This is a genomic window from Paractinoplanes maris (genome assembly GCF_023544465.1).
Lineage (GTDB): Bacteria > Actinomycetota > Actinomycetes > Mycobacteriales > Micromonosporaceae > Actinoplanes > Actinoplanes maris.
The window spans coordinates 286,856-312,613 of record NZ_JALPVL010000006.1; the positions used below are offsets into that span (position 1 = coordinate 286,856).

Sequence of the window (25,758 nt, forward strand, 5' to 3'; positions counted from 1 at the left end):
GGGTCCAGCTTGCCCGACCGGTACGACGAAAAGCGGCGGAGCGCGAAGGCTCCGCCGTTTCCCTCATCGAACGATCAGGGTGTCGCCCACTTCTGGTTCGCGGCCCCGGTGCAGGTCCAGAGCTGCAGTTTCGCGCCGTTGGCGCTGCTGTTGTCCTTGACGTCGAGGCACTTGCCCGAGGCGGTGTTCACGATGTCCCGCGCCGCGGTCACCGTCCACTTCTGACTGGCCACCGAGCCGATGCAGTCCCATTGATGGACCACCGCGCTGTCGGCCGTCGAGTTGCCGGCCACGTCGAGGCACTTGCCCAGGCCGCGGATCGTGCCGTCGGTGCTTACCGTCCACTGCTGGTTGGTGTTGCCCGCGGTGCAGTCCCACAGCTGCGGCAGGGTGCCGTTGGTGGTCGAGCCGCCGGTCACGTCGAGGCACTTGCCGCCCAGACCGGTGATCGTGCCGGTCCGGCCGCTGCCCCCGCCGCCGGTGCCCGACTGGGAGCCGCTCCACGTGAAGGTGGCCGAGGTGCGCGCGGGCAGGTTGTGGACGAACGACTGCCCGCCCCAGTTGACCTTCACGCTCTGCGCGCTCCCACTGCTGTTGTACGCGATCAGGGCCTTCGATCCATCGGTGTTCCGGAAGGCCACGTTGGGCACCGTGCCGTTCGCGCTCGAGTCGATGCGTACGGCTCCCGGGCGCACGAACTTGGTCAGGTGACCCATCGTGTAGTACTCGATGGTGTAGTCGACCTGCCCGTTCCGGCTACCACCGCGATGCACGGTCACCAGCCCGGTGCAGGTGCCGCAGCCGCCGTTGTGCGGACCCATGTTCTGGTCCACGGCGAGCGACCACTTCGTCCACGCGCGGCCCCAGTTGCGGAAGTACTCGATGAGGTCGCCCATGTCCTCGGCGTGCTGGTCGGTCACCCAGGTGCCGCCGGAGTGCTCGGTCATGTACATGTTCACCGACGGGAACTGGTTGTGCACCGTCGAAGCGGTCGACGGGTTGCCGCCGTAGTCGTGCCAGGCGATGCCGCCGAAGTTCGGGTGGTTGCGGATCGCGCTGTCGTTCACGAGCGGGGCGACCCACTGGTCGTACGTGTCGAAGTTCCAGTCTCCGATGAGGAGCTTGGTGGTGAGCCCGGCGCCCTGCAGAGCCGGCATCAGGTCGTTCTTGGCGAACGACTGCAGACCCGAGACCGGCCACTGCATCGACGGGTAGCCGGGGCAGCAGCCCGGCTCGTTCTGCGAGGTGACATACCGGATCGGCACGCCCTGGGCCTGGTAACCCTGGATGTAGCGGACGAAGTACTGGGCGTACGCCTTGTAGTACTGCGCCTGCAGATAGCCCTGGCTGTAGGCGTTGTTGTCCTTCATCCAGGGCGGGGCCGACCACGGCGAGGCCATCACGAAGCCGGCCGGGTTGAGGCCGACCGCCTGCTTGGTCAGCGCCATGACGTCGGCGTCGCGGGTCAGCGAGAAGTCGTTCAGGTCGCAGCACGTCGTGTCGTACGAGAAGTTGTTCTGCGCCAGGTCGGACGAGCCGATGACGTTGCGGATCGCACTCACCCCGATGCCGGCGGTGGGGCTGAACAACTTGGTCATCACGTCGTTCTGGGTGGCCGCGGAGAGCGCGCCGCTACCCCGGATGTTGAAGGCCGCGGTGTCGGTGATCGACGCCCCGGCCCCCTCGAACTGCTGGTAGGTGCTGTTCTCGTTGACCGTGATGGTCTGGTTGGCCGACCCGCTGCTGCTCGCGAACGCGATCGGGGACTGCTGCTGGAGACCGCGGGTGACGGTGCGGCCGCCGCTGTCGCTGGTCGTTGTCAGATAGACGTTCACCGACTCGTTGGCGGCGAACGCCGCGGGTGCGCTCAGGACGGTCGACGACACGACCGCGGCCGCTGTCGCGACCCACCCGATCTTTCTGGGGATGGACATGACGGGGGACTCCCTTGCCGGAGGTGGGGGCCTTGGCCGGGATGGGTTAAGGCTCTGAACCATAAACACGAACATCGATGTTGTGTCAACGCCTGTAAATGTTCCAGAGAGCGCGTTCCAGCAGCTCATAGCCCTGTTAAGAGTCTTAATACAAGTTTCCTCGCGGCTCCTCGCCGACGTGCTCATGCCGTCTGGCAGACTATGAACGCACCATCAGGAGGGCTCGCCTAGTGGCCGATGGCGCCGGTCTTGAAAACCGGTAAGGGGAAACTCTTCGTGGGTTCGAATCCCACGCCCTCCGCTCAAGCACGGAAAAGGGCCCCGCTGACCTGCGACTACGCTCGTTTGCGCAGCACCATCACGGCGATCGCCAAGATCCACCAGACCGCGGCGGTGAAGAGTCCGAGGCGCAGCGAGTCGGCGCCGTGAAACAACGGGCTGGCGTAGCCGCCGCCGACCGCGTTGTTGGTGGCGTGCAGCAGCATGGCGATGAGTACGCTCTGCCGCGCCGACTGGAAGACGCCGGCGATGACGACGCTGGCCGCGATGATCGTCAGGACGTCCGTGAACAGGATCTGCCCGGCCAGGAACAGCGGCAGGTGCCAGGCCACCCAGAACGCGCCGAGCAGCAACGGGCCGGCGAAGATGCCGAAGCGGCGTTCGAGCCGGGGTAGCGCATAACCGCGGAAGCCGGGTTCCTCCCAGGCGCCGCCGATTCCGGGGATGAGCAGGATGAGCACCAAGGTCGCCGGGATCGCCGTCCAGTCTGCCGCCGCCGCGGCGTCCGGGCTGCCGCCGGTCATGATGACGGCGGCGATCGCGGCGCCACTGGCCAGGGCGGGCACGCCGAGCGCGGCCGCGTATGCCCACGGCGACACCCGCCAGCGCACCATGCTGCGCAGCAGCCGGCCGATCCCGGCCCGCCCCTCGGTCCACCCGAGCACGGCCAGCGCGGCCAGGAACGGGCCGAACCCGGCGATCGGCAGCGACGACCACCCGGCCATGTAGAGCAGGCCGGGCCACCAGGACAGCGCGCAGGCCAGGACGAAGAAGGTCAGCAACGGGCGGCGGCGGGCGAAGAGCCGGACGGAGCCGGGCTCAGCGGTAGGCCTCAATACGGTCATGGCCCCACGATCGCCGGGACCGGCCGGCTCGTCGTCGGTCCCCGGACCCGCGCTTCTCCTCCTCGAGACCATGCCTCATCTCGTTCTGCAGACCGACGTTTGCGGTGCCTGCCCGGCACTACGGTGAACGCGCCGGCCGAGTGAGGGAGGGAGTCAGGATGTCCGTCGTCACGACCCGGGCCCAGCGCGGCTGGGATCTCGTCATCGCGCTCGGCTGCGCGGTGGCGGCGGTGGCGATCCACGTCACCGGCATCGACGCGGTGCCGGCCAATCGCGCTCCGGACGTGGTGTCGGTGCTGCTCACCGTGGCCGCGGTGGTCCCGCTGGCCGTACGCCGGCGGGCGCCGCTGGTCGCCCTGGCGGCGTGCTTTCCCGGGTTCCTCGGCCTGATCGGCGCCCGGTATTCCGTGGGGGCGGTGCCGATCGGCGTGCTCGTCGCCTTCTACACCGTCGTCGCCTGGGACACCCGCCGCGCGGCCCGGCTCGCCGTCGCCCTCGCCCTCGTGGGGTATGCGCTGGCCCTGGCGCTGCGCCCGATCGACCTCAGCGTCGAGGGCGCGGTGGTCCAGCTCGCCCTGCTCGTCGCCGGCGGCGTGATCGGCACCGGCGTCCGGGAGCGGCGTGAGTCGCACGCGGCGCAGGCGGCCGAGTCCGGCCGCCAGCTCGATCTGGCCCGGGAACGAGCGGCGCACGCCGCCACCGAGGAACGGTTGCGGATCAGCCGGGAGCTGCACGACATTCTCGGCCACGCCTTCAGCGTCATGGTCGTGCAGGCCGGGGTGGCCGAGCACCTGATCGACAGCAGCCCCGCCGACGCGCGTCAGGCCCTGGCAGAGCTGCGCGGCACCGGGCGCACCTCCCTCGCCGAGATGCGACGGCTGCTGAACGTGCTCCGGGAGGCCGACGGCACCGCCTCGGAGCGGGAACCGGCGCCGGCCCTGGCCGACCTGCCCGCGCTCGTGGCCCGCGTCGAGGCCGCGGGCCTGCCGGTCGAGCTGCGGGTGAGCGGCACGCCGGCGGCCGTGTCGGCCGGCCTGGAACTGGCCGCGTACCGGGTCGTCCAGGAGGCCCTGACCAACACGATCAAACACGCGGACGCGCGGCGGGCCCGGGTGCTGCTCACCTACGCACCCGGGAGGCTGGCGATCGAGGTCAGCGATGACGGCCGGGCGAGGCCGGCGGGCGGGGCGCCGCCGGCAGGCCACGGCCTGACCGGCATGCGGGAACGGGTCGCGATGTACGGCGGCGAGTTCACCGCCGGGCCGACACCGGCCGGCTACCTGGTCACCGCCACGCTCGTGATCGAGCCGCTCGAGGCGTGGACGGGAACCCCGTGATCCGGGTCCTGGTCGCCGACGACCAGCCCCTGCTGCGCAGCGGCTTCTCGTTGATCCTCAACTCCGACCCGGACATCGAGGTGGCCGGCCAGGCCGCGGACGGCGTACAGGCCCTGGCCGCGGCCCGGGTGCTGCGGCCCGACCTGGTGCTGATGGACATCCGGATGCCGGAGATGGACGGCATCGAGGCGACCCGGCACCTGACCACCAGCCCGCAGACGGCCGGCGTCCGGGTGCTGGTGCTCACCACATTCGACACCGACGAGTACGTCTATCACGCGCTACGGGCCGGTGCGAGCGGCTTCCTGCTCAAGGACGTCGCGCCGGTCGACCTGATCGCCGCGGTCAAGACGGTGGCTCGCGGCGAGGCGTTGCTGTCACCGCACCTGACCCGCCGGCTCATCGAGCACTACGTCGGCCGCGATCCCGGCACACCGCAGAACGAGCGCCCGGCATCGCCGACGTTGCCCGGGCTGACCCAGCGAGAGCTGGACGTGCTGGCCGCCGTCGCCCGCGGACTGTCCAACATGGAGATCTCCGCGGAGATGTACGTCAGCTATTCCACCGTGAAGACCCACGTAAGCCACCTGCTGACCAAGCTGGGCGCCCGGGACCGCGCGCAACTCGTGATGCTCGCCTACCGCTCCGGGCTGATCCGCCCCTGACCGGACCCGTCCGGTCGCCGTCGCCGCCCGTACCGGTCCGGCCCTCAGCCGGCCGGATCGAGCAGGATCCGCGCTCCCGGGCCGTCGCCGGCCAGGCGGTCGTCCGGGTTGATCAGTTTGCACCGGTGCAGGGACAGGCAGCCGCAGCCGATGCAGCCGGAGAGATCGTCGCGCAGGCGCTGCATCAGGGCGATCTTCTCCTCGAGCCGGTGCCGCCACCGGTCCGACAGCCGGGCCCAGTCGGCCCGGGTCGGCGTGCGGTTCTCGGGCAGCTCGGCCAGCGCGGCGCGGATCTCGTCGAGCGAGACGCCGACCTGCTGGGCGATCCGGATGAACGCGACCCGCCGCAGCTCGGTCCGCTCGTACCGTCGCTGGTTGCCCGACGTGCGGGCCGAGCGGATCAGGCCTTCACGCTCGTAATATCGCAAAGCAGACGGCGCCACCCCGCTGCGAGCCGCGAAGTCACCTATGGTGAGCGTCTCCATCGTTTCCCTTGAGTTGAAGTGAACTTCAACTTGCAGCCTATCTCCATGACAGCGACAGCAGTGCAATCCGGCCTCGGTCCCCTGCTGCACAGGCTGACCGGGGACGAGAAACACGCACCGAGCGCGCACTCGACGCTGGACGTGCTCTGGGTGCTCTACGACCGCGTCCTGCGGGTCAGCCCGGAGACCGCCGACGCGCCCGGCCGCGACCGGTTCCTGCTCTCCAAAGGGCACGGCCCGGCCGCCTACTACGCCGTACTGGCCGCGAAGGGCTTCTTTCCCGAGCAGTGGCTGGACGACCTCGGTGGCTGGGACAGCCCGCTGGGCCATCATCCCGACCGGGTGCGCATCCCCGGGGTCGAGGCCGGCACGGGATCGCTCGGGCACGGTCTCGGGCTGAGCATCGGCGTCGCGCTCGGCCTGCGGGCCCAGGGCTTCACCCGGACGAGGACCTTCGTGCTCCTGGGCGATGCCGAGCTCGACGAGGGTTCCAACCACGAGGGCATCGCGTACGCCGCCGCGACGCGCCTGCCCATCACGGCGATCGTCATCGACAACCAGTCGTCGACGCACGGCTGGCCCGGCGGGATCGCCGCCCGGTTCCCCGGCTGGGACGTCTCCGTCGTGGGTGGACGCGATCGCGACCGGCTGGAACACGCGCTGAAGCCCCGCCACAACCGCCCCAATCTGATCGTCGCCACCGTCGAACGCAAGGGGAGCTGAGCCCGATGATGCGGGAGAGTTTCATCGCCACCACGACCGAGCTGCTCGACGACGACCCGCGGACGGCCCTGGTGCTGGCCGACATCTCGGCCGAACCGTTCGCCCCGGCCCGAAGCCGGCATCCGGAGCGGGTGCTCAACGTGGGCATCCGCGAGCAGCTGATGGCGAGCGTCGCGGGCGGGCTCGCGCTCACCGGGATGCGGCCCTATCTGCACTCGTATGCGCCGTTCGCCGTCGACCGGGCCTACGAGCAGCTCAAGCTCGACCTGGGACACCAGGACGTGGGCGCGGTCGTGGTCACCATCGGCGGGTCGTACGACGCCTCGGCCGAGGGCTACACGCATCAGTCACCGGGTGACGTCGCGCTGCTCGACACGCTGGAGGGCTGGACTGTCCACGTGCCCGGGCACCATGACGAGGTGCCGGCGATGCTGCGCGAGGCGGCCCGGCACGACGACCGGGTCTATGTGCGCCTGGGGCTGCAGGAGAACGACCGCGCCCACCCGGACGCCGGGCGGCTGGTCGTGTTGCGCCGCGGCGGGCCCCTCGTGGTCGCGGTCGGGCCGATGCTCGACCCGGTGCTCGAGGCGACGACCGGGCTCGACGTGACGGTGGCCTACACCAACCGGCCGCGCCCGTTCGACGCCGAGGGGCTGCGGGCGCTCACCGGGGGCGAAGTGGTCGTCGTCGAGCCGTATCTGGCCGGCACATCCGCGGCCGCGGTCAGCGCCGCTCTGGAAGGCGTGCCGCATCGGGCCCTGCACCTGGGTGTCGGCCGTCGTGAGGTCCGGCGGTACGGCTCGTGGCGCGACCACGCGCGCGAGCACGGCCTCGACGCCCCGGGCCTCCGAGCGTCGATCATGGACTTCTTGAGCTGAGCTACGCCGCGAGCGCGTGCTTGGTGTGGAAGACCTCACGCAGCAGGCCGTCCATGTGCCAGACGGTCTCAGGGTTGCCGAGCCGCATCCGGAACCGCTCGCGCACCCCGTCGACCGCGGTCGCCGCGATGTCCAGCGCCGTCCGGGAGGTGGTCGGGCTCCACGTGACGTTGCTCAGGTGCCGCAGGTTGGCGTTGAGATGCAGCCGCAGCCGGTGCAGCACCTTGGTCTCCTGGGTGACCACGAGCCGGCGATGCGTGAGCACCAGCATGAATTCGCCGGCCAGCGGCGCTTCGGGGCGCAGACATCGCCCGACCAGCACGGTGGTCTCGTCGGACTCGACGCAGCGGCGCACGACGGGCAGGTGCCGGCTGACGGTCGGGAGGGCGACACCGGCCTCGGCGGCAGCGGGAAGGAACGTACGGGAGAACACGTCCATGTGGCGTTTAACGGTGGCCTCCCGGGGAAGACGCTGCCGCCGGGTGATGAATGTCGAGTTACAAAGCTTCGACGATCGTCGCATTGGCCATGCCTGCCCCCTCACACATGGTTTGCAGGCCATATCGCACGCCGGACTGTCGCATGTGGTGCAGCATCGTCGTCATGATGCGGGCGCCGGATGCCCCGAGCGGGTGACCGAGGGCGATCGCCCCACCGCGCGGGTTCAGCCGGGCGCGGTCGGCCCCGGTCTCGGCCAGCCAGGCCAGCGGCACCGGCGCGAACGCCTCGTTCACCTCGTAGACGCCGAGGTCGTCGATCGACAACCCCGACCGGGCGAGGGCCTTGGCCGTGGCGGGCATGGGGGCGGTCAGCACGATCACCGGATCGGCGGCGGCGATGACGGCGGTGTGCACCCGGGCCAGCGGCCGGAGCCCGTGCGCGGCGGCCCACTCCGAGGTGGTGACGGCCAGGGCCGCGGCGCCGTCCGAGATCTGGGAGGCGGTGCCGGCGGTGATCCGGCCGTCGGTCTTGAACGGTGTCCGCAGCGTGGCCAGCTTCTCCGAGGTCGTGTCGCGGCGGATGCCCTCGTCCTGCTTCACCCCCGCGATCGGCTCGATCTCGGCGTCGAACTCGCCGGAATCCTGCGCGCGGGCGGCCGCGGCATGGCTGGACAGCGCGAACTCCTCCAGCTGGGCCCGCGAGAAGCCCCAGCGCTCGGCGACCATCTCGGCGCCCACACCCTGGTCGAACGAGTCGACGCCGTATCTCGTGCGCACACTTTCGCCGTACGGGTCGGCGCCCTGCCCGCTCGAGCCCATCGGCACCCGGGTCATCGACTCGACCCCGCCCGCCACCACCAGGTCGGCCTGGCCCGAGATGACCGTCGCGGCGGCGAAGTGCAGCGCCTGCTGGCTGGAGCCGCACTGCCGGTCGATGGTCGTGCCCGGGACCGACTCGGGCCACCCGGCCGCCAGCACGGCGTTACGCCCGATGTTCCAGGACTGCTCGGCGACCTGGGACACGCAGCCCCAGTGCACGTCGTCGACGTCGGCCGGCTCGAATCCGCTGCGCTCGGCCAGCGCCCGCAGGACGTGGGCCGACAACTCCACCGGGTGCACACCGGCCAGACCACCGCCCCGCCGGCCGATCGGGGTCCGCACCGCTCCGACGATCACCGCATCACGCATGGATCGACGGTAACTCGCGCTGCCATAGTGAGGGGTATGCAGTGGCGTATCAAGCCGGTTCTGCCGGTCAGCAAGCTCATCGGGGTGGTCGCCGTCGTCGTGCTGGCGTTCGCGTTCGCCGGGCGGGACCCGGTGCGCTGGGTGCTCGCCGCCGCGGTCGTGGCTGGGCTGCTCGGCTGGGCGCTGCGCGACCTGCTGCGGCCGGTCCGCCTGGCGGCGGACGCCGAGGGCGTCACGGTCGTGACCGGCTTCGCGGGTCGCCGGCGGCTGGCCTGGGAGCAGATCGAGCGCGTACGGGTCGATCGCCGCACCCACCGGGGCCTGCGCAGCGAGACGCTCGAGCTCGACGCGGGCGACGCCATCTATTTGTTCAGCGCGAACGATCTGGGCGCCCTGCCCGACGACGTGGCCGCCGCCCTGGCCGACCTGCGGGTGTCAGCCCAGTAAGGCCTGGGTTCTGATCACCGCGGCGATCAGCAGGACCACGAAGACGGCCGCGCAGCCGAGTCCCTGGATCAGGCTACGTCGCTGACTCGGGGCGTAGGCCAGGACGAAGGCGACGATGCCGCCGAAGACCAGCCCGCCGATGTGACCGGCGACCGACACGTTGGGCACGCTGAACGTGAAGAGCAGGTTGATCACCAGCAGCGGGATCAGCTGGCTGATGTCGAGCCGCAGCCGCCGGTTGACGATGATCATCGCCAGCACCAGGCCGAAGATCGAGGTCGAGGCGCCGGCCGCCTGGGCGTTGGGGGCGGTGAAGATGTACGCCGCCACGTTGCCGCCGATGCCGGCCAGCAGATAGAGCCCGGCGAAGCGCAGCGGGCCCAGCTTCTCCTCGAGATAGCGGCCCAGCTGCCAGAGCAGCCACATGTTGAGCAGCAGGTGCAGGGCGCCGTAGTGCAGGAACATGGCCGTCACCAGGCGATACCACTCGCCGGCGGCGATGCCGTGCGGCTCGCCCCCGGCCACGTAGGGCGCATAGCCCAGCACCGAGCCCCAGCGGGTGACCGAGGTGCCCTCGCCCATCAGGCCGAACCAGCCGCCGGCACCGGCGATCGCCCGGCCGCCGCCGACGGCCGCCGACACGGCGAAGAAGGCCACGTTGATGGCGATCAACGCCTTGGTCACGTAACCCGCCTGGCCGGCGGTGCTGCCGCCGAAGGCGGTGCGGGCCTGACGCTGGGTGCGGCGTCCCTCGGCGACGCACTCCGGGCACTGGTGACCGACCGAGGCCTCATTCATGCAGTCAGGGCAGATCGGCCGGTCACACCGTGTGCACCGGATGTAGGTCTCCTTGGACGGATGGCGGTAGCAGACCGGAGCCGTCGACGGAGCCTCACTCATACGTCAAAGGTACTTCAGTCGTTCACGCGCTCGATTTCCACGCGCTCGATGACGACGTCCTCGCGCGGGCGGTCGCCCGGGCCGGTCGGCGTGGTGGCGATCGAGTCGACGACCTTGGCCGACTGCTCGTCGGCGACCTGGCCGAAGATCGTGTGCCGCCGGTTGAGGTGCGGGGTCGGCGCCACCGTGACGAAGAACTGCGAGCCGTTGGTGCCCGGCCCGGCGTTCGCCATGGCCAGCAGGTACGGCCGGTCGAAGGCCAGCTCCGGGTGGAACTCGTCGGCGAACTGGAAGCCCGGGCCGCCGCGGCCGGTGCCGGTCGGGTCGCCCAGCTGGATCATGAAGCCGGCGATGACGCGGTGCGAGATGGTGCCGTCGTAGTAGGGACCACTGCCCTTCTGCCCGGTGCGCGGGTCGGTGTAGTCCTTCGTGCCCTCAGCGAGCTCCACGAAGTTACGCACGGTCGCCGGGGCGTGATCCGGGAAGAGCTGGAGCCGGATCGGGCCGTGGTTGGTGTGCAGGGTGGCGTAAAGCTTCTCGGCCACGGGTACTCCTGTCTGTGTCGCGGTCGCCCCGCGGGTACCACTCGTGGGGGCGATTGGACAGTTCATTGCAGTTCGGATCCTCCCCCATGTGTCTGAAGCAGCAGCGCGGGGGTACCGATAGAAGGCACCATGACGTGACACAGACTCAGGAGGTGGGCACCGGTGATCGCAACTTTGCGCCGTAAGAGCCGTAGCCAGCGGATGAAGAACGAGCTCGGTCAGAGCGTCGACCACTTCAAGCGCGCGGCATCCCTCGCGGCCGCGGAGACCAGCGCGACTGTGGGGCCGACGCTGAACGCTGCGGTCGACCGGGTGCAGCCGGCCGCGGTGAAGGCGAAGGACGTGGCGTCAAGCGGCTGGGAGAGCGCTGTGGCGACTATCACTCCGCTCGTCGCGTCCGCGAGCGAGACGGCGCGCCAGGCCGGCAAGGTGAGCAAGCGCTCGGCCAAGAAGGCGGCCAAGGACAGCGAGAAGGCCGCCAAGGAGAACCGGAAGGCGGCTGAGAAGCTGCAGAAGCGGGCGAGCAAGTCGGTCGGCCGCAAGAAGCAGCGGGGCCGTGGTTCCAAGCTGTTCGGCTTCGCGCTGCTCGGTGCCGCGATCGGCATCGGTGCGGCGTACGCGGCGAAGCGCCGCCAGGCCGCGCAGTGGGACGAGTACGACCCGGCCGCCCCGATCACCTCGACGACGGCGCCGCTCGGTGCCGACGACGCGGCGTTCGAGCCGGAGACGGTCGAGCCGGAGAACCGTCAGGCTCTCGGTTCGCAGAACGGCACGGTGCCCAACACCGCGCCGAACACCCCTCGGTAAGCATCCAACGCCCGATCGGGTGGGTCGTCGTCCTGGACGACCCGCCCTATTGGGGTGCCGTCTGGCGGGCCTTCGCCGGATCGAGCGGGGGTCCGGCCGGCATGAGCGAGATCAGCTCGGACGGGATCTGCTGCAGCTTGACGTTGCCGTAGCCGAGCTTGGTCACCAGGTCCCGGCTCGCCAGCGGGTATTGCCGACCGGTGTCGGTGACCACGCTGACCGTGCCGGTGCCGGCCGGTGCGCGCGGCGAGGCGGCCGAGACGGTGACCGCGCCACGACCGCGCGCCACGTGCACCAGATCGGCCTGCACGGTGCCGGTCGCCCGGCCGCCGACGCCGGCGACCGCCTCACCGGCCGGAATCGTCGGATCGATCCGGATGCCATCCCCCGCCTTGTCGACCGGGAGGGTGATGCAGGCCCGTGTCGGAGCGCCGTCGATCAGTTGCGGCACCACCGGCGGCAGGCCCTGGGCGTCGCCCGCGTCGCTGATCCGGGTCTGCGACGTCGGCAGGCCGATGAAATCGTTCCCGATGTCGGCCGGCCGCTCCACGCCCTGGACGGTGCGCATCAGCCGGGCCTGCATGTCGGTCAGCGCCGCCTTGCCGTCGGCCAGGATCACCGCGACCTGCTGACCGTCGGTCACCAACTGCCCCACCCGCAGGTTGCCGGCCACCGACTCCCGGCCGAGGCCGGGGATCGACGGGGGCACCAGGTCGGGCCCGGCCGGCACCGCGTTGAACCAGGCCAGGGAGACCGGCCAGGGCCGGCTGCTGCTGTAACCGAGTGCGGTCAGCGTGGCGTCGTTGCGTGAGATCGGGATGGCGAAGCGCCGGTTGCCGACCACCAGGGCGTTGCGGCCGTTGGGGTCGCGGATCAGCAGGGCCCGACCGGCCTTGGCCAGGACCGCGCCGTCGGTGAGCCGGTCACCCACCAGCAACGTGCTGCGTGCGGTGCTGTTCGCCCCCTGGTTGTCGGTGCAGACCGACCAGCGGTCGGTGAGCAGCGCACCCTTGGCCGGCAGCGAGTCGGGGGCGTCGGGGATGCCGAGCGGATCACCGAGCGGCACCGCGGCCAGTTTGCCGGCCGACACGCTCTTGAGCGACGGGGTCGGGGCCGAGGCGAGCAGCAGGCCGGAGGTGAAGTTGAGCACCGGGTGCAGCCGGCCGTCGGACTCGAGATAGACGAACCGGGCGCCGGTGCCCTTCTCCTGAAAGACCACATTCGGATCGCGCGGGTTGGCGCTGCTGTTGCCGGTGAGCAGGCCGTAGATCGCCGCGGCGGCCACCAGCAGGCTGGCCACCAGCAGGCTGACCAGGGCGGTCATCCCGGCCCGGCGCAGCGGCGACCGCTGCGGATCGGGGTCGTGCGTGACCAGCGCGGCCACCACCCGCTGAAGCGAGTACTGGTACGAGTGGAGCTGATCCTGACGCGACGGCACCTAAGTCACTGTAGGGGCCACCGTCGATGCCCGGGGGACGCCCTCGTCACAGCCAGCCGCTGCGCCGGAACACCCGGTAGAGCAGCACCGAGACGATCAAGATGATCAGCCACCACGACGCGTAGCCGTACTTCCAGGTCAGCTCGGGCATGAAGCTGAAGTTCATGCCGTAGATGCCGGCGCCCGCCGTCCACACCGTGGCGATGGCCGCCCACGCCGCGATCTTGCGCATGTCGTTGTTCTGGTCGACCGTGACCTGCGCGAGCCGGGCCTGCAGGATCGAGTTGAGCAGGTCGTCGAAGGACGAGACCTGCTCGACCGTCCGGGTGAGGTGGTCCTGCACGTCGCGGAAGTATTTGCCGATCCGCTTGGGCACGATGGCCACGATCATCGCCAGCGGGCGCTGCAGGGGCACCACTGCCCGCCGGAATTCCACCAGCTCCCGCTTCATCTGATAGATCGCCGGGATCGGGCTGGCGTGGTCGCGCGAGAAGACGCCCTCCTCGATCAGGTCGAGATCGGACTCCACCTGGTCGGCCACCCCGACGTAGTGGTCGACCACCCGGTCGGTCACCGCGTAGGCCACCGCCCACGGGCCCTGCTCGATCAGATCGGCCCGCTGGGCCTCCAGGTCGGCCCGCACCGACCCCAGCTCGGACGCGTCGCCGTGGCGCACGGTGATCACGAACTGCTCACCGACAAAGATCATCATCTGGCCGGTCTCGACCACCTGCGAGCTCTCGGTGATCTCGCGGTGCGGCACGTAGCGGGCGGTGCGCATGGCCAGGAAGTGCACCGAGCCGAACTGCTCGAGCTTGGGCCGCTGCTCGGCCTTCACCGCGTCCTCCACGGCCAGCTCGTGCAGGCCGTAGGTATGGGCGATGGCGGTCATCTCCTCCTCGCCCGGCTCGTGCAGGCCGAGCCAGACGAACGCGTCGTCGCGCGCGCACGCGGTCTTCAGCGCCTCGTCGGGGGAGAAGTCGCCGGGCAGCCGATGACCGGCGGCGTAGACCGCGCAGTCGACGACGCCGCTGCCGGCCCGCCGGGGGCCGGCATCCGGGCTGCCGTCGGTCGTGCCGAGGATGCGGTTCATCGCTCGGACCGGCGCGGCGAGGGCTCGCGACAACGGCCGGTGCCTGTTCCGATCGCTCACCATGACCTCCTCGCCGGACGAGCAAACCGCCCGAGGCTACTGCACTCGAAAAGCCGGCGCCGGACAGGCGGTCGTCTACCCGTCCGGCGCCGTCTCACTGCTGTGGCGTCAGCCGCGTACCTCTTCGATCGCCTCGGCGAGGCGGCGCACGCCCTCGTCGATCTGCTCGACGGTGACCGCCGAGTAGGCGAGCCGGACCGAGCTGTGACCGCCCTCGAGCAGGAAGTCGCTGCCCTTGACGACAGCCACGCCCTTTTTCATCGCGGCCGGGAAGAGCTTGTCGACGTCGACGTCGGCGGGCAGGTCGACCCAGAGGAAGTAGCCGCCGTCGGGCTCGGTGAAGGTGGCACCCGGAATGTGCTTGCGCAGCGACTCACCCAGCACCCGGGCACGCTCGCCGAGCGCGGCACTCACGGTCGCGACCGAGCGGTCGATGTCACCGGAGACGCAGAACTGGTGCACGATCGCCTCGGAGACCATACCGGGCGAGATGTAGAGGTTCGTGGCCTTCTTGGCGATCGCGTCGATCAGCGCGGCCGGACCGACCAGGTAACCGACCCGCACGCCCGGGCAGACCGTCTTGGTGAAGCTGGAGGCGTGGACGACCAGGTTGTCCGAGTCCATCGACAGCATCGAGGGCAGGGCGTCGCCGCGGAACCGGATGTCCACGTACGGGTCGTCCTCGAAGATCGTGAACTCGTACTGAGCGGCGAGCTCGAGCAGCACCCGGCGCTTCTCGACGGACAGCGTGATGCCGGCCGGGTTCTGATAGTTCGGGATGATGTGGGCGAGCTTGGGACGGACGCCCGACTCGAGCAGCGCGCGCAGCTCATCGACGTCGATGCCGTCGGGCCGCAGCGTGACCTGGTGCACCTTGGCCCCGAGGTTCTGCAGGCTGAGCAGCGTGCGGTCGTACGTCGGCTTCTCGACCACCACGTCGTCACCGGGGTGCACGAGGTGGTTGAAGAGGAACGCGTCGGCCTGCAGCGAGCCGTTCGTCACAATGACCTGGTCGGCCGACACGCCGTGCTTCCCGGCGATCCACTTGCGCAGCGGGACGTAACCGACGGAAGTACCGTAGGCGGTCACACCAGCCGGATCGGCGTCGAAGGCGCGCGTGGCGGCGGCCTTGAGGCCCTCGACGTCGATGATGTCCAGCGACGGAGCGCCCCGGGCGAAAGAGATCAGCTGCTCAGCGGTCATGGCCACCAGCTTACGAGCCGCCTCCATTCGATTTTCGTCTGCCTCGTCCGGTCCGGGCTGTGGGACACCACCCGTTATTCTCGCGGAGTTCACCTATTAGATGGAGAGACCCCGATGATCGGTCTGATACTCGCCGCCGGAGCCGGACGCAGGCTTCGTCCGTACACGGACACCCTGCCCAAGGCTCTCGTCCCGGTCGACGGGGAGACCACGATCATGGACATCTCCCTGCGCAACCTGGCCGCGGCCGGGCTGACCGACGTGACCATCGTGGTGGGCTACCGGGCCGGCGCGGTCGAGGAGCGCCAGGCCGGGTTCGAGAGCAAGTACGGCGTCAAGATCTCCCTGGTGCACAACGACAAGGCCGAGGAGTGGAACAACGCGTATTCGCTCTGGCTGGCCCGTGACCACTTCGCGCAGGGAGCGTTGATGGTCAATGGCGACACGGTGCACCCGGTCAGCGTCGAGGAGACCCTTCTCGCCCAGCGCGGCCCGAGCATCCTGCTGGCCATCGACAACGTGAAGAAGCTGGCCGAGGAGGAGATGAAGACGGTCTTCGGCGACGACGGCCAGCTCACCCGGATCACGAAGCTGATGGATCCGGCCGACGCCTTCGGCGAGTACATCGGCGCCAACATCATCGAGGCCTCGGCCGCCGCCGGCCTGGCCGACGCGCTCAAGACGACCTGGGAGCGCAACCCCGACCTGTACTACGAGGACGGCTTCGGAGAGTACGCCAACCGGGGTGGCCAGGTGCGGGCGGCGACCATCGGCGAAGTCGACTGGGTCGAGGTCGACAACCACGACGACCTGGCCAAGGCGCGGGACATCGCATGCCGCTACTAGCCCGCAGCGTCCAGGCGCCGCTGCACATCCACGTCCGCCGGGGCGCGGTGGCCGACCTGGGCCGGATCCTGGCCGATGGGCGGATCTCGGCCGGTGGCGACGTGGCGGTGGTGGTCGGGCCCGGGCTGGGCGAGCGGATCGCCGAGCTGATCCGGCCCTCACTGTCCACGGCCGACGTCTTCACCACGACCGGCGGCACCCTCGACGCGGCGCTGGAGCTGGCCGACAAGCTGCGATCCCGGCCGTACGACGCGGTGGTCGGCATCGGTGGCGGCACGACGGTCGACGCGGCGAAGTACGCGGCCAGCCGCTGGGGCCTGCCGATGATCTCGGTCGCCACCAGCCTGGCCAACGACGGTTTCGCCTCCCCGGTGGCCAGCCTGATCAACCAGGGGGTCAAGGGCTCGTACGGGGTGCACATCCCGTTCGGGGTGATCGTCGACCTCGATTTTGTCGAGACCGGCCCCGACCGGGTCAACCGCGGGGGCATCGGCGACGCCATCAGCAACATCAGCGCGCTGGCCGACTGGGAGCTCGCTCGCCAGATGCGCAACGAGCCGGTCGACGGCCTGGCCGCCTCGCTGGCCCGGATGGGCGCCGAGGCGGTCCTCACCATGCCCGGTGACCTGCACGACGACGCCTTCGTCACGGTCCTGGCCGAGGCGCTGATCTCCAGTGGCCTGGCCATGGCGGTGTGCGGCAGCAGTCGCCCGGCCAGTGGCGGCTGCCACGAGATCATGCACGCGATCGACTCGCTCTATCCCGGCACCGCCTCGCACGGTGAGCTGGCCGGGCTGGGCGCGCTGTTCTGCACGTTCCTGCGGGGCGACGAGCGCCGCTTCGCCCAGATGGCCGACTGCCTGGCCCGGCACCAGCTGCCCCGCCTGCCGTCGGATGTCGGGCTCAGCGCCGAGCAGTTCGTCGAGGCCGTCGATTTCGCGCCGCGGACCCGGCCCGACCGCTTCACGATCCTCGAGCACCTCGCGATGACCCCTGACGAGATCAACGGAAAGCTGGCGCACTATGTCGACGCCGTCGCCGGCCGCTGACCCCCGCACCGCGCCCAGCGCGGCCGACTATTACGCGGTCAACCGTGGTGGTGGCCTGTTCAGCGAGGCGATCAGCCAGCGGATCGGCGCGCGCATCGCGGTCAGCGCCCACAAGCACCGGCTCGCACCGACCGTCCTGACCGTGTTCAACCTGGGCATCGGCGGTCTGGTCTCGATCGTGGTCATCGGGGCCGCCGAGCCGATCGCCGACGGCCGCGTCTGGGCCTGGCCGATCGGTCTGCTCGCGCTGGTCGGCTGGCAGCTGGCGTACGCGTTCGACTGCGCCGACGGTCAGCTGGCCCGGGTCACCGGGCAGACCAGCGCGGCCGGCGCCCGCCTCGACGTGCTGTGTGACGTGGCCGTCCAGATCTCGCTGGTGGCCGCCCTGGCCGCGACGGCCGAGGCGCAGGTGCCGGACACCCCGGCCTGGCTGCTGGCCGCGTTCGCCGGCACCTGGATGGTCAACCTGGTGACCTCGGTGATGCAGACGGGCGACAAGGGGGCCAGCATGGTGACCAGCCGCTCGCTGCCGGTGCGACTGGTCAAGCTGGTCCGCGACTACGGCGCGGTGATCGCGCTGGCCGGCGTGGTGCTCACGGTCATGCCGGAGTGGACGATCTGGTTCATCGGGCTCTTCACCCTGGTCAACGCGGCCTTCCTCGCGGCCAGCGTGATGTTCTCGGCCCGCGAGGCCCTGCGCGACTGAGAGCGGCCCGGCTCAGGTCTTGAGGCCGCGGTCGATGAAGTCGATCAGCCACTCGAAACTCTTGTCGACGTCGGTGTCCATCTCGAAGCCGCCTGCCGCCTCGATCGTGGCGAAGCCGTGGAACAGGCTGCGCAGCAGTCTCAGGGCGTGCACGGTGTCGGCCGGGTCGATGTCGTAGCCGGCCAGCACGGCCGCGAGCGAGTCGAGCACCCGCGCTCCCCCGATGGCGATCGGGTCGTCCGGACCCTGCGGGTTGAGCGGCAGGGTGGCCGAGTATCGCCCGGGGTGCTCGACGACGTACGACCGCAGCGTGCGGGCCGCCGCGGCCAGCGCGTCCCGCCCGGCCCGTCCCTGCAGCGCGTCGCGCAGGGCGTCACCCACCTCGGCCAGGGCCAGCGCGGCGATCCGGCGGTTGAGGTCGGCCTGCCCGGTGACGTGCTTGTAGAGCGACGGCGTGCGGACCCCGAGCCGCTCGGCGACCAGCCCCATGGTCACGTTGGCCAGCCCGATCTCGTCGGCCAGCCCGGCGGCCGCCGCGGTGACCGCCGCCGGGTCGAGCCCCGCCCTAGGCACGGGCGTGCGCCTTCAGGAACGGCAGCAGCGCGGCGACGGTCTCGCCCGGGAACTGGGTGTGCGGGTAGTGCCCGGCGCCCTCGATCACCTCGAGCGTGCCCAGCCCGGCCGGCAGCGCGGCCACGATCGCCTCACCCTCGGCGCGCGGGTTGCCCCAGTCGGGGTCGAGCGAGCCCTCGATGATGAGCACCGGGCAGCGGACGTTGGCCAGCTGGGCGCCGGCGTCGGTGGCGGGTGTCTGCCCCATCTTCTGCAGCGCCTTCATCCGGCCCGGCTCGGCCAGGCTCTCGGCGTTGCGCCGCAGCTGGTCGTCCCAGTCGGCCGGCTTGCGCCCGGGGAACGCGCCGTCGAGGTATTTGTGCCACCACTTCACGCTGCCCAGCATGGCCATCATCAGCAGCCGCACCATGCCGGCCCGGTAACTGCTGGCCTTGAGGTCGCCCATCGAGATGGCCAGTTTCCGGGTGAACGGCGCGATCTCGATGATGCCCTCGACCAGGTCGGGAGCCTGCGCGGCGGCGATGGTGACCGCGCCGCCCGAGATCGACTGCCCGACCAGCACGGCCGGGCCGCCGAGGTGGCGCACCACCGCGAGCAGGTCGCCGGCGATGTCGGTGCGGGTGTAGGACGGCCACACCGCGCTCGACTCACCGCAGCCACGGAGGTCGACGCTGGCGACGCGATAGCCGGCCGCGACCAGCTGCGGCACGACGAACCGGTAGGACTCGCGGGTGTCACCCATGCCGTGGGCCAGGACGACCAGCGGGCCGCTGCCGGTCACCTCGTAGGCGATGGTGCCACCGTCGACGGTGAGGAACTCGGTCATGACTGCCTCCAGGCTTTGGCTAATTCCGTTAGCTAAAAGCTAATGGAGTTAGCCAGCCATGTCAACAGGGCTGCGTCACACCCGTACCGGAATCGCCGACGAGGCGCCGAGGACCTTTCCGCTCGCGTCCAGAGCCTCGGCCACGACGTACTCCGGAGTGCCGGAGATGGTCAGCGTCGTCTCGAAGCCGGACCGGGCCTCCTCGACCGCGCCGCCGGCCAGCGCCCCCGGCTGGGTGCCCCAGCGGGCCCGCCACCGCGCGACTCTCGTCGCGCCGTTCCAGCTGGCCGACACGATCACGTTGCCGCCGTCGACGCGCAGGCCGAGGGCGGGCTGATCGGGCGGTGTGCCCGTCCACTCGGCCTTGTAGGCGCGGTAGGACTGGTTGTCGAGCGGCAGATGCCCGGCCAGCCGCACCGAGCCGTCGGCGTTGTGCTCGGTGAAGTGCGGCATCTGTCCCCAGCCGACGAACGAGCCGCCGTCGGCCAGCTCCCGGAAGCTGCCCTGGGTCGGCGCCGACAGCCGCTCGGGATGCAGATACTCCGCGACAAAGGTGGTCGTCCGCGCCGCCTCGTCCACCTTGAACACGACGCCCCGCGAGTAGTCACGCTCCTTGGTCACCCCGGCGCCGTTGTCGAAGAGGCCGTACGAGCCGTCGCGCCGTTGCCGGAAATCGTGCTGCCAGGAGAAGGACGTCCGCTCGTCGACCCGGAAGTCGGACTTCTTGCCACCGATCCGCCAGCGGACGTCGCCGCTCCTCCGATCGATCTTGTAGACCGTCCAGGTGTGGCGCGCGGACGCGATGAGGTGACCGTCGGCCGACAGCCCGATCGAGTTGGCGTGGAAGTAGTCGTACGGAAGGTGGGCCGAATCCCCCACCGGGAGCGGCGCGTACGACTCGTCCAGGCCCACGTGGTCGCTCGAGCGCCACTCGAACACCCGCCGCCCGGTCGCGATGTCGATCTCCTGGATGACGCCCTCGTGCAGCACCCCGTCCTTCGGACCGCCGACCGGGCTCAGGTCGTACGGGATCGGGTCGTAGACCCAGAAGAGCGCGGTGTTCCGCGGCGTGATCACCAGGTCGTGCTGGTCGGCCTGCTCGGTGCCGGCCGCGCGGACCCGGGCGATCTCCCGGTACGACCGGTCGGCGATCACGAACTCGCCCTGGCCGACACCCTGCCCGCCGGTGCCGCCGATGGTCCCCTCCCACCAGGTGAGGACCGGCTGGCCACGGTAGGTCTGGGCCTTCAGGTCGATGGCCACGGTGGCCGGGTCGGGCACCTTCTTGAACCACACCGGTGACCCCTGCTCATCGACGACCAGGGGACCCCACAGGCCCGTACCGGAAGCCGGGGTCAGAAAGATCGAGCCGGCCACCGTGCCGTTGGCCGGCGTCGTGATCGTGACGTCGGGCAGCGTGCGCAGGTCGGGCCGGGAGCGGTATTTCGGATCAGCGGCCGGCGCGGCGACCGGATCCGTGGGCCCGGCCGGCTCGTCGCGGCGGCCGATCGCATAGCCGGCACCGCCACCGGCGACACCGGTCAGCACGGCACCGCCGACACCGAACAGAACATTTCTGCGGGAGAGACTCACTTTCCGAGCCTTCCCCGGTACGGAGAAATCTATCTAGGTAAGTGATCAGAGTTGGCTGTGAGCCCGGCGTAGATCTCGATCAGCCGGGGGGTGAGCACGTCCGGATGGAAATGCTCCAGATATCGCGCCCGGGCGGCCGGCGCGCGAACGGCGGCCTCGGCCCGGGCCACCGGCAGGGCCGCGGCCAGCGCCGCCGGATCGGGCTCGACAACCCAGCCCGCGTCGTCACCGACCAGGTAGGGGATGCCGCCCACGGCCGTGCCGAGCACCGGCCGGCCCGAGGCCATGGCCTCCAGGATCACCGTGGGCAGGACGTCGTTCCAGGTCGGCACGGCGATCACCACGGACGACGCGTCCCGGACCTCGCGCATCCCCTCGCGATCGAGGACGCCGAGGTAGTGCACGTCGGAACGCTCCGCCGCGGCCGCCTCGGCCAGCGGGCGCAACTCGCCGTCGCCGGCGATCCGGAGCGGGCCGAGAGACCCGTCCGGGTGCCGCCGCCAGGCGTCGAGCAGCAGGCCCAGGCCCTTCTCGGGGGAGAGCCGGGCGCCGTACAGGAAGCCGTCACCCAGCGGAAGAGGCTCGCCCGGGTCGGGCAGGCCGTTGGGCTTGACCACGATCCGCTCGTCCGGGATGCCGTAATCGCGCAGGTGGGCGGCTATCCGGTCGGTGAGCGCGATGAACCGGTCGACCGAGCGCCAGGTGGGCCGGTGCACGGCCAGCGTGGTCGCCATCAGGGCGCTCTGGGCGGCCGAGCCGCGGTAGCACTTGTGCTGCACGGCCGGCCACCCGATCAGCTTGCCGCGGCAGTCCTGGCAGTTGTGGCCGTCGCGGAAATAGAGACCCGACGAGCAGACCTGCCGGTAGTTGTGCACGGTCTGCACCACCGGGACGTTGTGCTTGTGGGCGGTCCGCACGACCCAGGGCGAGAGCAACGGGTACGGGTTGTGCAGGTGCAGCACATCCGGGCGCTCGGCCTCGAGCAGCTGGGACAGGTCCCGCTGGGCCGCCCGGCCATAGATCGGGGAGAGCGGCAGCAGCGCCTTCTCGGCCAGGGGCAACTCGCCGATCGAGTCGGAGCTGCGCTGGAACGGCAGCACCTCGACCCCGGCCGCGCGCAGCTGGATGATCTCGGTATCCACGATGACGTTCTCGCCGGAGGGGATCGCTTCCCGGTACCGGTTGTGCGCAACGACGACCTTCACGCCGTTGAACGCTACCGTTGACACCGTGCCCGAACTTCCCGAGGTCGAGGCGCTCGCGGCCTACCTGCGCGAGCGTGCGGTCGGCCACACCGTCGAGCGCTTCGAGGTGTCCTCGTTCAGCGCGCTCAAGACCTTCGACCCGCCGCCCACCGCCGTCAACGGCCAGGTCGTCACCTCGGCCGGCCGGCACGGCAAGTTCCTCGACGTCGGCCTCGGCGCCGACCTCCACCTGGTGGTCCACCTGGCCCGCGCCGGCTGGCTGCACTACCGCGACGCGTTCAAGTCGCCGGCCCCGCTCAAGCCGGGCAGCGGGCCGATCGCCATCCGGGTGCGCCTCGACGACGGCTCGGGGTTCGACCTGACCGAGGCCGGCACCCAGAAATCGCTGGCCGCCTACCTGGTCCGGGACCCGGCCACCGTGCCCGGCGTCTCCCGGCTCGGGCCGGACGCGCTGGCCGTGTCCCGCGACGAGTTCGCCGAGCGGCTCAAGGGCCGCAACGGGCAGGTCAAGGGCGTCCTGGTCGACCAGGAGGTGCTGGCCGGCATCGGCAACGCCTACTCCGACGAGATCCTGCACGTGGCCAAGCTCTCCCCGTTCGCGCTCACCGGCAAGCTGACCGACGAGCAGATCGACACCCTCTACGCCGCGATGCGGGAGGTCGAGACCGACGCCGTCGCCCGGTCGGTGGGTCAGCGAGCGGCCGAGCTCAAGGGTGAGAAGCGGGCCGGCATGCGGGTACACGCTCGGACCGGCCTGCCCTGCCCGGTCTGCGGCGACACTGTGCGTGAGGTGTCGTTCGCCGACAAGAGCCTGCAATATTGCGCGACCTGTCAGACCGGGGGCAAGCCGCTGGCCGATCGACGCCTGTCCAAGTTGATCCGATAGCGGCGTTCCGATCACGGTAAGTACACAGTCGGGAAAGCGGCTAGTACGTCCGCTTCTTTCCTCCCGATCCATCGGTATAGTGGCCCGGTCCCAAGGTTTTCGCGACGCGGTCCACACCCGGCCTCGTGGCGGTGCGTAATCTTTTCCGGATGCGGGAGGACGTAGGCGAGGTGACAGCTAGCCTGCATCGCCCGGCTACCGACAGCAGCCGGAGCAGACCCGTGCCCTACGACAGCTTCGAGTGGCAGCAAGAGCCGCCACCGAGTAACGGCGTCCCCCGATCCGCGTGGAACAGGCAGCACAAGCGCATCTCGCGCTGGCACCGGCCGTACACCCTGGCTCTGCTCGTCCTCGACCTGATCTCGGCCGTCGCCGCGAGCCACCTGGCCGCCACCGTTCTCGAGAAATCGCGGTCCGGGTTCGCCGGCAAGAGCCTCGGCTTCCTCCACAACGAGGCGCTCTTCGTCTTCTTCGCCTACTTCGTGCTCCCGGTCGGCTGGCTGGTGCTGCTGTGGGCGGGCGGCGCCTACGACCGCCGCTACCTGGGCCTGGGCAGCGAAGAGTTCAAACGCATCGTGCGCACCTCGGTCACCGTGGTCGCCTGTGTGTCGCTGCTCGCGTTCGCCACCAAGACCGGCCTCTCCCGCGGCACGGTCGCCCTGGTCTCGCTGAGCGCCCTGGCGTTCCTGCTCTGCGGTCGCGTGCTGGCCCGCCAGGTGCTGCATTTCACCCGCCGCAAGACCGGTCACGGCGCGCACCGCATGATCCTGGTCGGCACGCTGCCCGAGGCGCTCGAGGTCTACACCGCGGTCACCCGCAGCCCGGCCGCCGGCCTGATCCCGGTGGCCATCCACATCACCGACGGATACGCGGCGGCTCGCGGCATCGAGACGCCGGTGCCGGTCTACGCGGCCCGCGACGTGCTCGCGCTGGTGCGCGAGGTCGGCGCCGACACGATCGCGGTCTGCGGCTCGGCCAGCGCCGAGCCGGGCGAGCTGCGCCGCCTGGCCTGGCAGCTCGAGGGCACCGGGGTCGACCTGGTCGTCGCTCCCCAGCTCACCGACATCGCCGGCCCCCGGGTCCACATCCGTCCGATCGAGGGCCTCCCGCTGCTGCACGTCGAGGAGCCCACCCTCTCCGGCCCCGGCTGGCTGGTGAAAAACCTGATCGACCGGGTCGCCGCCGGCCTCGGCCTGCTGCTGATCAGCCCGATCCTGCTGGCCATCGCGCTGGGCATCCGCCTCTCCGACCCCGGCCCGGTGTTCTTCCGCCAGCCGCGCGTCGGCCACGAGGGCCGCACGTTCCGGGTGTGGAAATTCCGGACGATGTATGTGGATGCCGAGGAGCGCAAGCGCACGCTGGAGGAGCTCAACGAGTCCGACGGCATGCTCTTCAAGATGAAGAACGACCCGCGGATCTTCTCGTTCGGCGCCAAGCTGCGGGCCACCTCGCTCGACGAGCTGCCTCAGCTGATCAACGTGCTCAAGGGCGAGATGTCGCTGGTCGGCCCGCGGCCGCTGCCCGCCGACGACGGCGACTACCTGGGCGACGTGCGCCGGCGGCTGCTGGTCCGGCCGGGCATCACGGGTCTGTGGCAGGTCTCGGGCCGGTCCGACCTGTCGTGGGACGAGGCCGTGCGGCTCGACCTCTACTACGTCGACAACTGGTCGCTGACCTACGACCTGAGCATCCTGTGGCGCACGATCTGGGTCGTCCTGAGGCGCAAGGGCGCCTACTGACCCGCGGCGCCCGGCAGACCGGACGCCGCGTGCTCAGTACGGGAGAAGCTCAGGAGTGCGGGCAGGTGTCGCGGTATTCCTGGATCGCCGAGCCCGAGGGCGCCGGGCACAGGAACTGCTCGTAGCGGGTGTCGTTGTCGATGAAGCGCTTGAGCCAGCTGATGCTGTATTTCGCCACGGTCACGTTGGTCGAGGTCGGGGCCGAGTGCGAGGCGTTGTTGAGCTCGAGGTACGCCTTGTCGAGGGTGCCGGGCAGGCTGGTGTAGAACGGCTCGGAGTGCGACGACACCGGCGCCACGGTGTCGCTCTCGGCGCCGATGATCAGGGTCGGCACCCGGTCCGACGACCAGCTCTTGGTGCCGTGCCAGGGCGTCAGCGGGATGGCCGCCTGCAGTGACGGCCGGCTGACCGAGGCCGACAGGCTGCCGCCGCCGCCCATCGAGTGACCCATGACGCCCAGCCGGGTGGCGTCGATGCGGGTGCGCACGCTGCTCGTCCGGGTCAGGTAGTCGAGCGCGGCCAGCAGCTGGGAGCCGCGCGAGGCGGGCTGGTCGAGGGTGCTCAGCGTGTCGATCGTGATGATCACGAAGCCCTGCGAGGCGAGGCGGGGGCCCAGCCACGAGACGCTGGACTGGGAGGCGGTGAAGCCGGGCGAGATCGCGATCGCGCCGAACGTGCCCGCCGTCGTGCTGGTCGGGTAGTAGATCGTGCCGCCGCCGAAGCCGCGGACCGCGGACCGGGCGACGGTCGTCTGGGCGAACGCGAACGAGCCGCGGGACGCCTCGATGCTGCTGGTGGTGGGGGCGGGGCCGCGCTCGTACGGGTTGGCGGCGAGGGCCCGGCCGGCGGCGAGGACGGGATCGGCCGCGAGAGCCGGCGCGGCGGGGGCGGCCGCGACGAGGGTGACGGTCGCGGCGATCGCGGCCAGGCCGGTGCGGATTCTGGAGACGGACATGGGGCGCTCCCTGGGGTATGGGTGAGCCTTGTATCGACTTAAGTCAATCTTTGATCCACTCGTTACCGGCCGGTAATCCCAATTGGCACCCTGCCAATACGGTATGACGGCTG

Annotated in this window: 26 protein-coding genes and 1 tRNA gene; 12 read left to right on the top strand and 15 right to left on the bottom strand. The window is 70.5% G+C overall.

What is annotated here, in order from left to right; genetic code table 11:
• Window positions 1–74: 74 nt before the first annotated feature.
• On the bottom strand, window positions 75–1,934 hold the full coding sequence (locus tag NAG42_RS19235; protein WP_250031746.1) for an RICIN domain-containing protein: 1,860 nt from the start codon (window positions 1,932–1,934) through the stop codon (window positions 75–77).
• A 216-nt stretch (window positions 1,935–2,150) separates the two neighbouring features.
• Between NAG42_RS19235 and NAG42_RS19240 the strand changes: the two genes are divergently transcribed.
• Window positions 2,151–2,235, top strand: a tRNA-Ser gene (locus tag NAG42_RS19240).
• A gap of 34 nt (window positions 2,236–2,269) precedes the next feature.
• On the opposite strand, the gene NAG42_RS19245 is transcribed toward NAG42_RS19240, so the two are convergent.
• Window positions 2,270–3,058 carry a CPBP family intramembrane glutamic endopeptidase gene (locus tag NAG42_RS19245; RefSeq protein WP_250031747.1) on the bottom strand — a complete coding sequence of 263 codons (789 nt, stop codon included), beginning with the start codon at window positions 3,056–3,058 and terminating at the stop codon, window positions 2,270–2,272.
• A 158-nt stretch (window positions 3,059–3,216) separates the two neighbouring features.
• On the opposite strand from NAG42_RS19245, the gene NAG42_RS19250 reads away from it, so the two are divergent.
• A complete protein-coding gene (locus tag NAG42_RS19250; protein ID WP_250031748.1) occupies window positions 3,217–4,395 on the top strand; it encodes a sensor histidine kinase in 1,179 nt (392 codons plus the stop codon).
• Window positions 4,392–5,060, top strand: a complete 669-nt coding sequence (locus tag NAG42_RS19255) for a response regulator (RefSeq protein WP_250032130.1) — start codon at window positions 4,392–4,394, stop codon at window positions 5,058–5,060. Before NAG42_RS19250 ends, NAG42_RS19255 begins: the two co-directional genes overlap by 4 nt.
• 44 nt (window positions 5,061–5,104) lie before the next feature.
• On the opposite strand, the gene soxR is transcribed toward NAG42_RS19255, so the two are convergent.
• A complete protein-coding gene (soxR, locus tag NAG42_RS19260; protein ID WP_250031749.1) occupies window positions 5,105–5,545 on the bottom strand; it encodes a redox-sensitive transcriptional activator SoxR in 441 nt (146 codons plus the stop codon).
• A gap of 45 nt (window positions 5,546–5,590) precedes the next feature.
• Between soxR and NAG42_RS19265 the strand changes: the two genes are divergently transcribed.
• Window positions 5,591–6,268 (top strand): thiamine pyrophosphate-binding protein, encoded by a 678-nt coding sequence (locus NAG42_RS19265; protein ID WP_250031750.1) that lies wholly within the window; start codon window positions 5,591–5,593, stop codon window positions 6,266–6,268.
• Window positions 6,269–6,276: 8 nt separating this feature from the next.
• Window positions 6,277–7,146, top strand: coding sequence for a transketolase family protein (locus NAG42_RS19270; protein WP_250032131.1), 870 nt, complete (start codon window positions 6,277–6,279; stop codon window positions 7,144–7,146).
• 1 nt (window position 7,147) lies between these two features.
• On the opposite strand, the gene NAG42_RS19275 is transcribed toward NAG42_RS19270, so the two are convergent.
• Window positions 7,148–7,585: a hypothetical protein gene (locus NAG42_RS19275; protein ID WP_250031751.1), complete on the bottom strand. Its 438-nt coding sequence runs from the start codon at window positions 7,583–7,585 to the stop codon at window positions 7,148–7,150.
• Window positions 7,586–7,643: 58 nt separating this feature from the next.
• The gene (locus NAG42_RS19280; protein ID WP_250031752.1) at window positions 7,644–8,774 is read right to left on the bottom strand and encodes an acetyl-CoA C-acyltransferase; all 1,131 of its coding nucleotides are present in this window, start codon (window positions 8,772–8,774) and stop codon (window positions 7,644–7,646) included.
• A 36-nt stretch (window positions 8,775–8,810) separates the two neighbouring features.
• Between NAG42_RS19280 and NAG42_RS19285 the strand changes: the two genes are divergently transcribed.
• The gene (locus NAG42_RS19285; protein WP_250031753.1) at window positions 8,811–9,221 is read left to right on the top strand and encodes a PH domain-containing protein; all 411 of its coding nucleotides are present in this window, start codon (window positions 8,811–8,813) and stop codon (window positions 9,219–9,221) included.
• Here the strand turns inward: NAG42_RS19285 and NAG42_RS19290 are convergent.
• Window positions 9,210–10,121, bottom strand: a complete 912-nt coding sequence (locus NAG42_RS19290; protein WP_250031754.1) for a rhomboid family intramembrane serine protease — start codon at window positions 10,119–10,121, stop codon at window positions 9,210–9,212. The two genes, NAG42_RS19285 and NAG42_RS19290, sit on opposite strands and share 12 nt — an antisense overlap.
• A 14-nt stretch (window positions 10,122–10,135) precedes the next feature.
• A complete protein-coding gene (locus tag NAG42_RS19295) occupies window positions 10,136–10,666 on the bottom strand; it encodes a peptidylprolyl isomerase (RefSeq protein ID WP_250031755.1) in 531 nt (176 codons plus the stop codon).
• A 162-nt stretch (window positions 10,667–10,828) separates the two neighbouring features.
• On the opposite strand from NAG42_RS19295, the gene NAG42_RS19300 reads away from it, so the two are divergent.
• Window positions 10,829–11,473 carry a hypothetical protein gene (locus NAG42_RS19300; protein ID WP_250031756.1) on the top strand — a complete coding sequence of 215 codons (645 nt, stop codon included), beginning with the start codon at window positions 10,829–10,831 and terminating at the stop codon, window positions 11,471–11,473.
• A gap of 46 nt (window positions 11,474–11,519) precedes the next feature.
• Here NAG42_RS19300 and eccB read toward each other — a convergent pair whose 3' ends face one another.
• The 3 genes from eccB to NAG42_RS19315 form a co-directional block, all read right to left on the bottom strand.
• Window positions 11,520–12,911 (bottom strand): type VII secretion protein EccB, encoded by a 1,392-nt coding sequence (eccB, locus tag NAG42_RS19305; protein ID WP_250031757.1) that lies wholly within the window; start codon window positions 12,909–12,911, stop codon window positions 11,520–11,522.
• A gap of 46 nt (window positions 12,912–12,957) precedes the next feature.
• A complete protein-coding gene (locus tag NAG42_RS19310; RefSeq protein WP_438872414.1) occupies window positions 12,958–14,064 on the bottom strand; it encodes a magnesium and cobalt transport protein CorA in 1,107 nt (368 codons plus the stop codon).
• 108 nt (window positions 14,065–14,172) lie between these two features.
• Window positions 14,173–15,267, bottom strand: coding sequence for an aminotransferase-like domain-containing protein (locus NAG42_RS19315; RefSeq protein ID WP_250031759.1), 1,095 nt, complete (start codon window positions 15,265–15,267; stop codon window positions 14,173–14,175).
• Window positions 15,268–15,381: 114 nt separating this feature from the next.
• Here NAG42_RS19315 and NAG42_RS19320 point away from each other — a divergent pair, with 114 nt between their 5' ends.
• The 3 genes from NAG42_RS19320 to NAG42_RS19330 are packed head-to-tail and all read left to right on the top strand — an operon-like array spanning window position 15,382 to window position 17,868.
• A complete protein-coding gene (locus NAG42_RS19320; RefSeq protein ID WP_250031760.1) occupies window positions 15,382–16,113 on the top strand; it encodes a phosphocholine cytidylyltransferase family protein in 732 nt (243 codons plus the stop codon).
• Entirely contained in the window at window positions 16,101–17,162 is a 1,062-nt protein-coding gene (locus NAG42_RS19325) for an iron-containing alcohol dehydrogenase family protein (protein ID WP_250031761.1), read from the top strand. The genes NAG42_RS19320 and NAG42_RS19325 overlap by 13 nt, the downstream gene beginning before the upstream one ends.
• Window positions 17,137–17,868 (top strand): CDP-alcohol phosphatidyltransferase family protein, encoded by a 732-nt coding sequence (locus tag NAG42_RS19330; protein ID WP_250031762.1) that lies wholly within the window; start codon window positions 17,137–17,139, stop codon window positions 17,866–17,868. The genes NAG42_RS19325 and NAG42_RS19330 overlap by 26 nt, the downstream gene beginning before the upstream one ends.
• A 12-nt stretch (window positions 17,869–17,880) precedes the next feature.
• Here NAG42_RS19330 and NAG42_RS19335 read toward each other — a convergent pair whose 3' ends face one another.
• The 4 genes from NAG42_RS19335 to NAG42_RS19350 all read right to left on the bottom strand — a co-directional run bounded on the left by NAG42_RS19335 (window position 17,881) and on the right by NAG42_RS19350 (window position 22,065).
• Window positions 17,881–18,441 carry a TetR/AcrR family transcriptional regulator gene (locus tag NAG42_RS19335; RefSeq protein WP_250031763.1) on the bottom strand — a complete coding sequence of 187 codons (561 nt, stop codon included), beginning with the start codon at window positions 18,439–18,441 and terminating at the stop codon, window positions 17,881–17,883.
• Window positions 18,434–19,267, bottom strand: coding sequence for an alpha/beta fold hydrolase (locus tag NAG42_RS19340; protein ID WP_250031764.1), 834 nt, complete (start codon window positions 19,265–19,267; stop codon window positions 18,434–18,436). Before NAG42_RS19340 ends, NAG42_RS19335 begins: the two co-directional genes overlap by 8 nt.
• 75 nt (window positions 19,268–19,342) lie before the next feature.
• A complete protein-coding gene (locus tag NAG42_RS19345) occupies window positions 19,343–20,860 on the bottom strand; it encodes an arylsulfotransferase family protein (protein WP_250031765.1) in 1,518 nt (505 codons plus the stop codon).
• Window positions 20,861–20,889: 29 nt separating this feature from the next.
• Entirely contained in the window at window positions 20,890–22,065 is a 1,176-nt protein-coding gene (locus tag NAG42_RS19350; RefSeq protein ID WP_250031766.1) for a glycosyltransferase family 4 protein, read from the bottom strand.
• A gap of 25 nt (window positions 22,066–22,090) precedes the next feature.
• On the opposite strand from NAG42_RS19350, the gene NAG42_RS19355 reads away from it, so the two are divergent.
• Both NAG42_RS19355 and NAG42_RS19360 read left to right on the top strand, forming a co-directional pair.
• Window positions 22,091–22,951: an Fpg/Nei family DNA glycosylase gene (locus tag NAG42_RS19355; protein ID WP_250031767.1), complete on the top strand. Its 861-nt coding sequence runs from the start codon at window positions 22,091–22,093 to the stop codon at window positions 22,949–22,951.
• Window positions 22,952–23,100: 149 nt separating this feature from the next.
• Window positions 23,101–24,690, top strand: a complete 1,590-nt coding sequence (locus NAG42_RS19360) for a sugar transferase (RefSeq protein WP_250031768.1) — start codon at window positions 23,101–23,103, stop codon at window positions 24,688–24,690.
• Window positions 24,691–24,739: 49 nt separating this feature from the next.
• Here NAG42_RS19360 and NAG42_RS19365 read toward each other — a convergent pair whose 3' ends face one another.
• Window positions 24,740–25,645, bottom strand: coding sequence for a poly(ethylene terephthalate) hydrolase family protein (locus NAG42_RS19365; protein WP_250031769.1), 906 nt, complete (start codon window positions 25,643–25,645; stop codon window positions 24,740–24,742).
• Window positions 25,646–25,758: the final 113 nt, after the last annotated feature.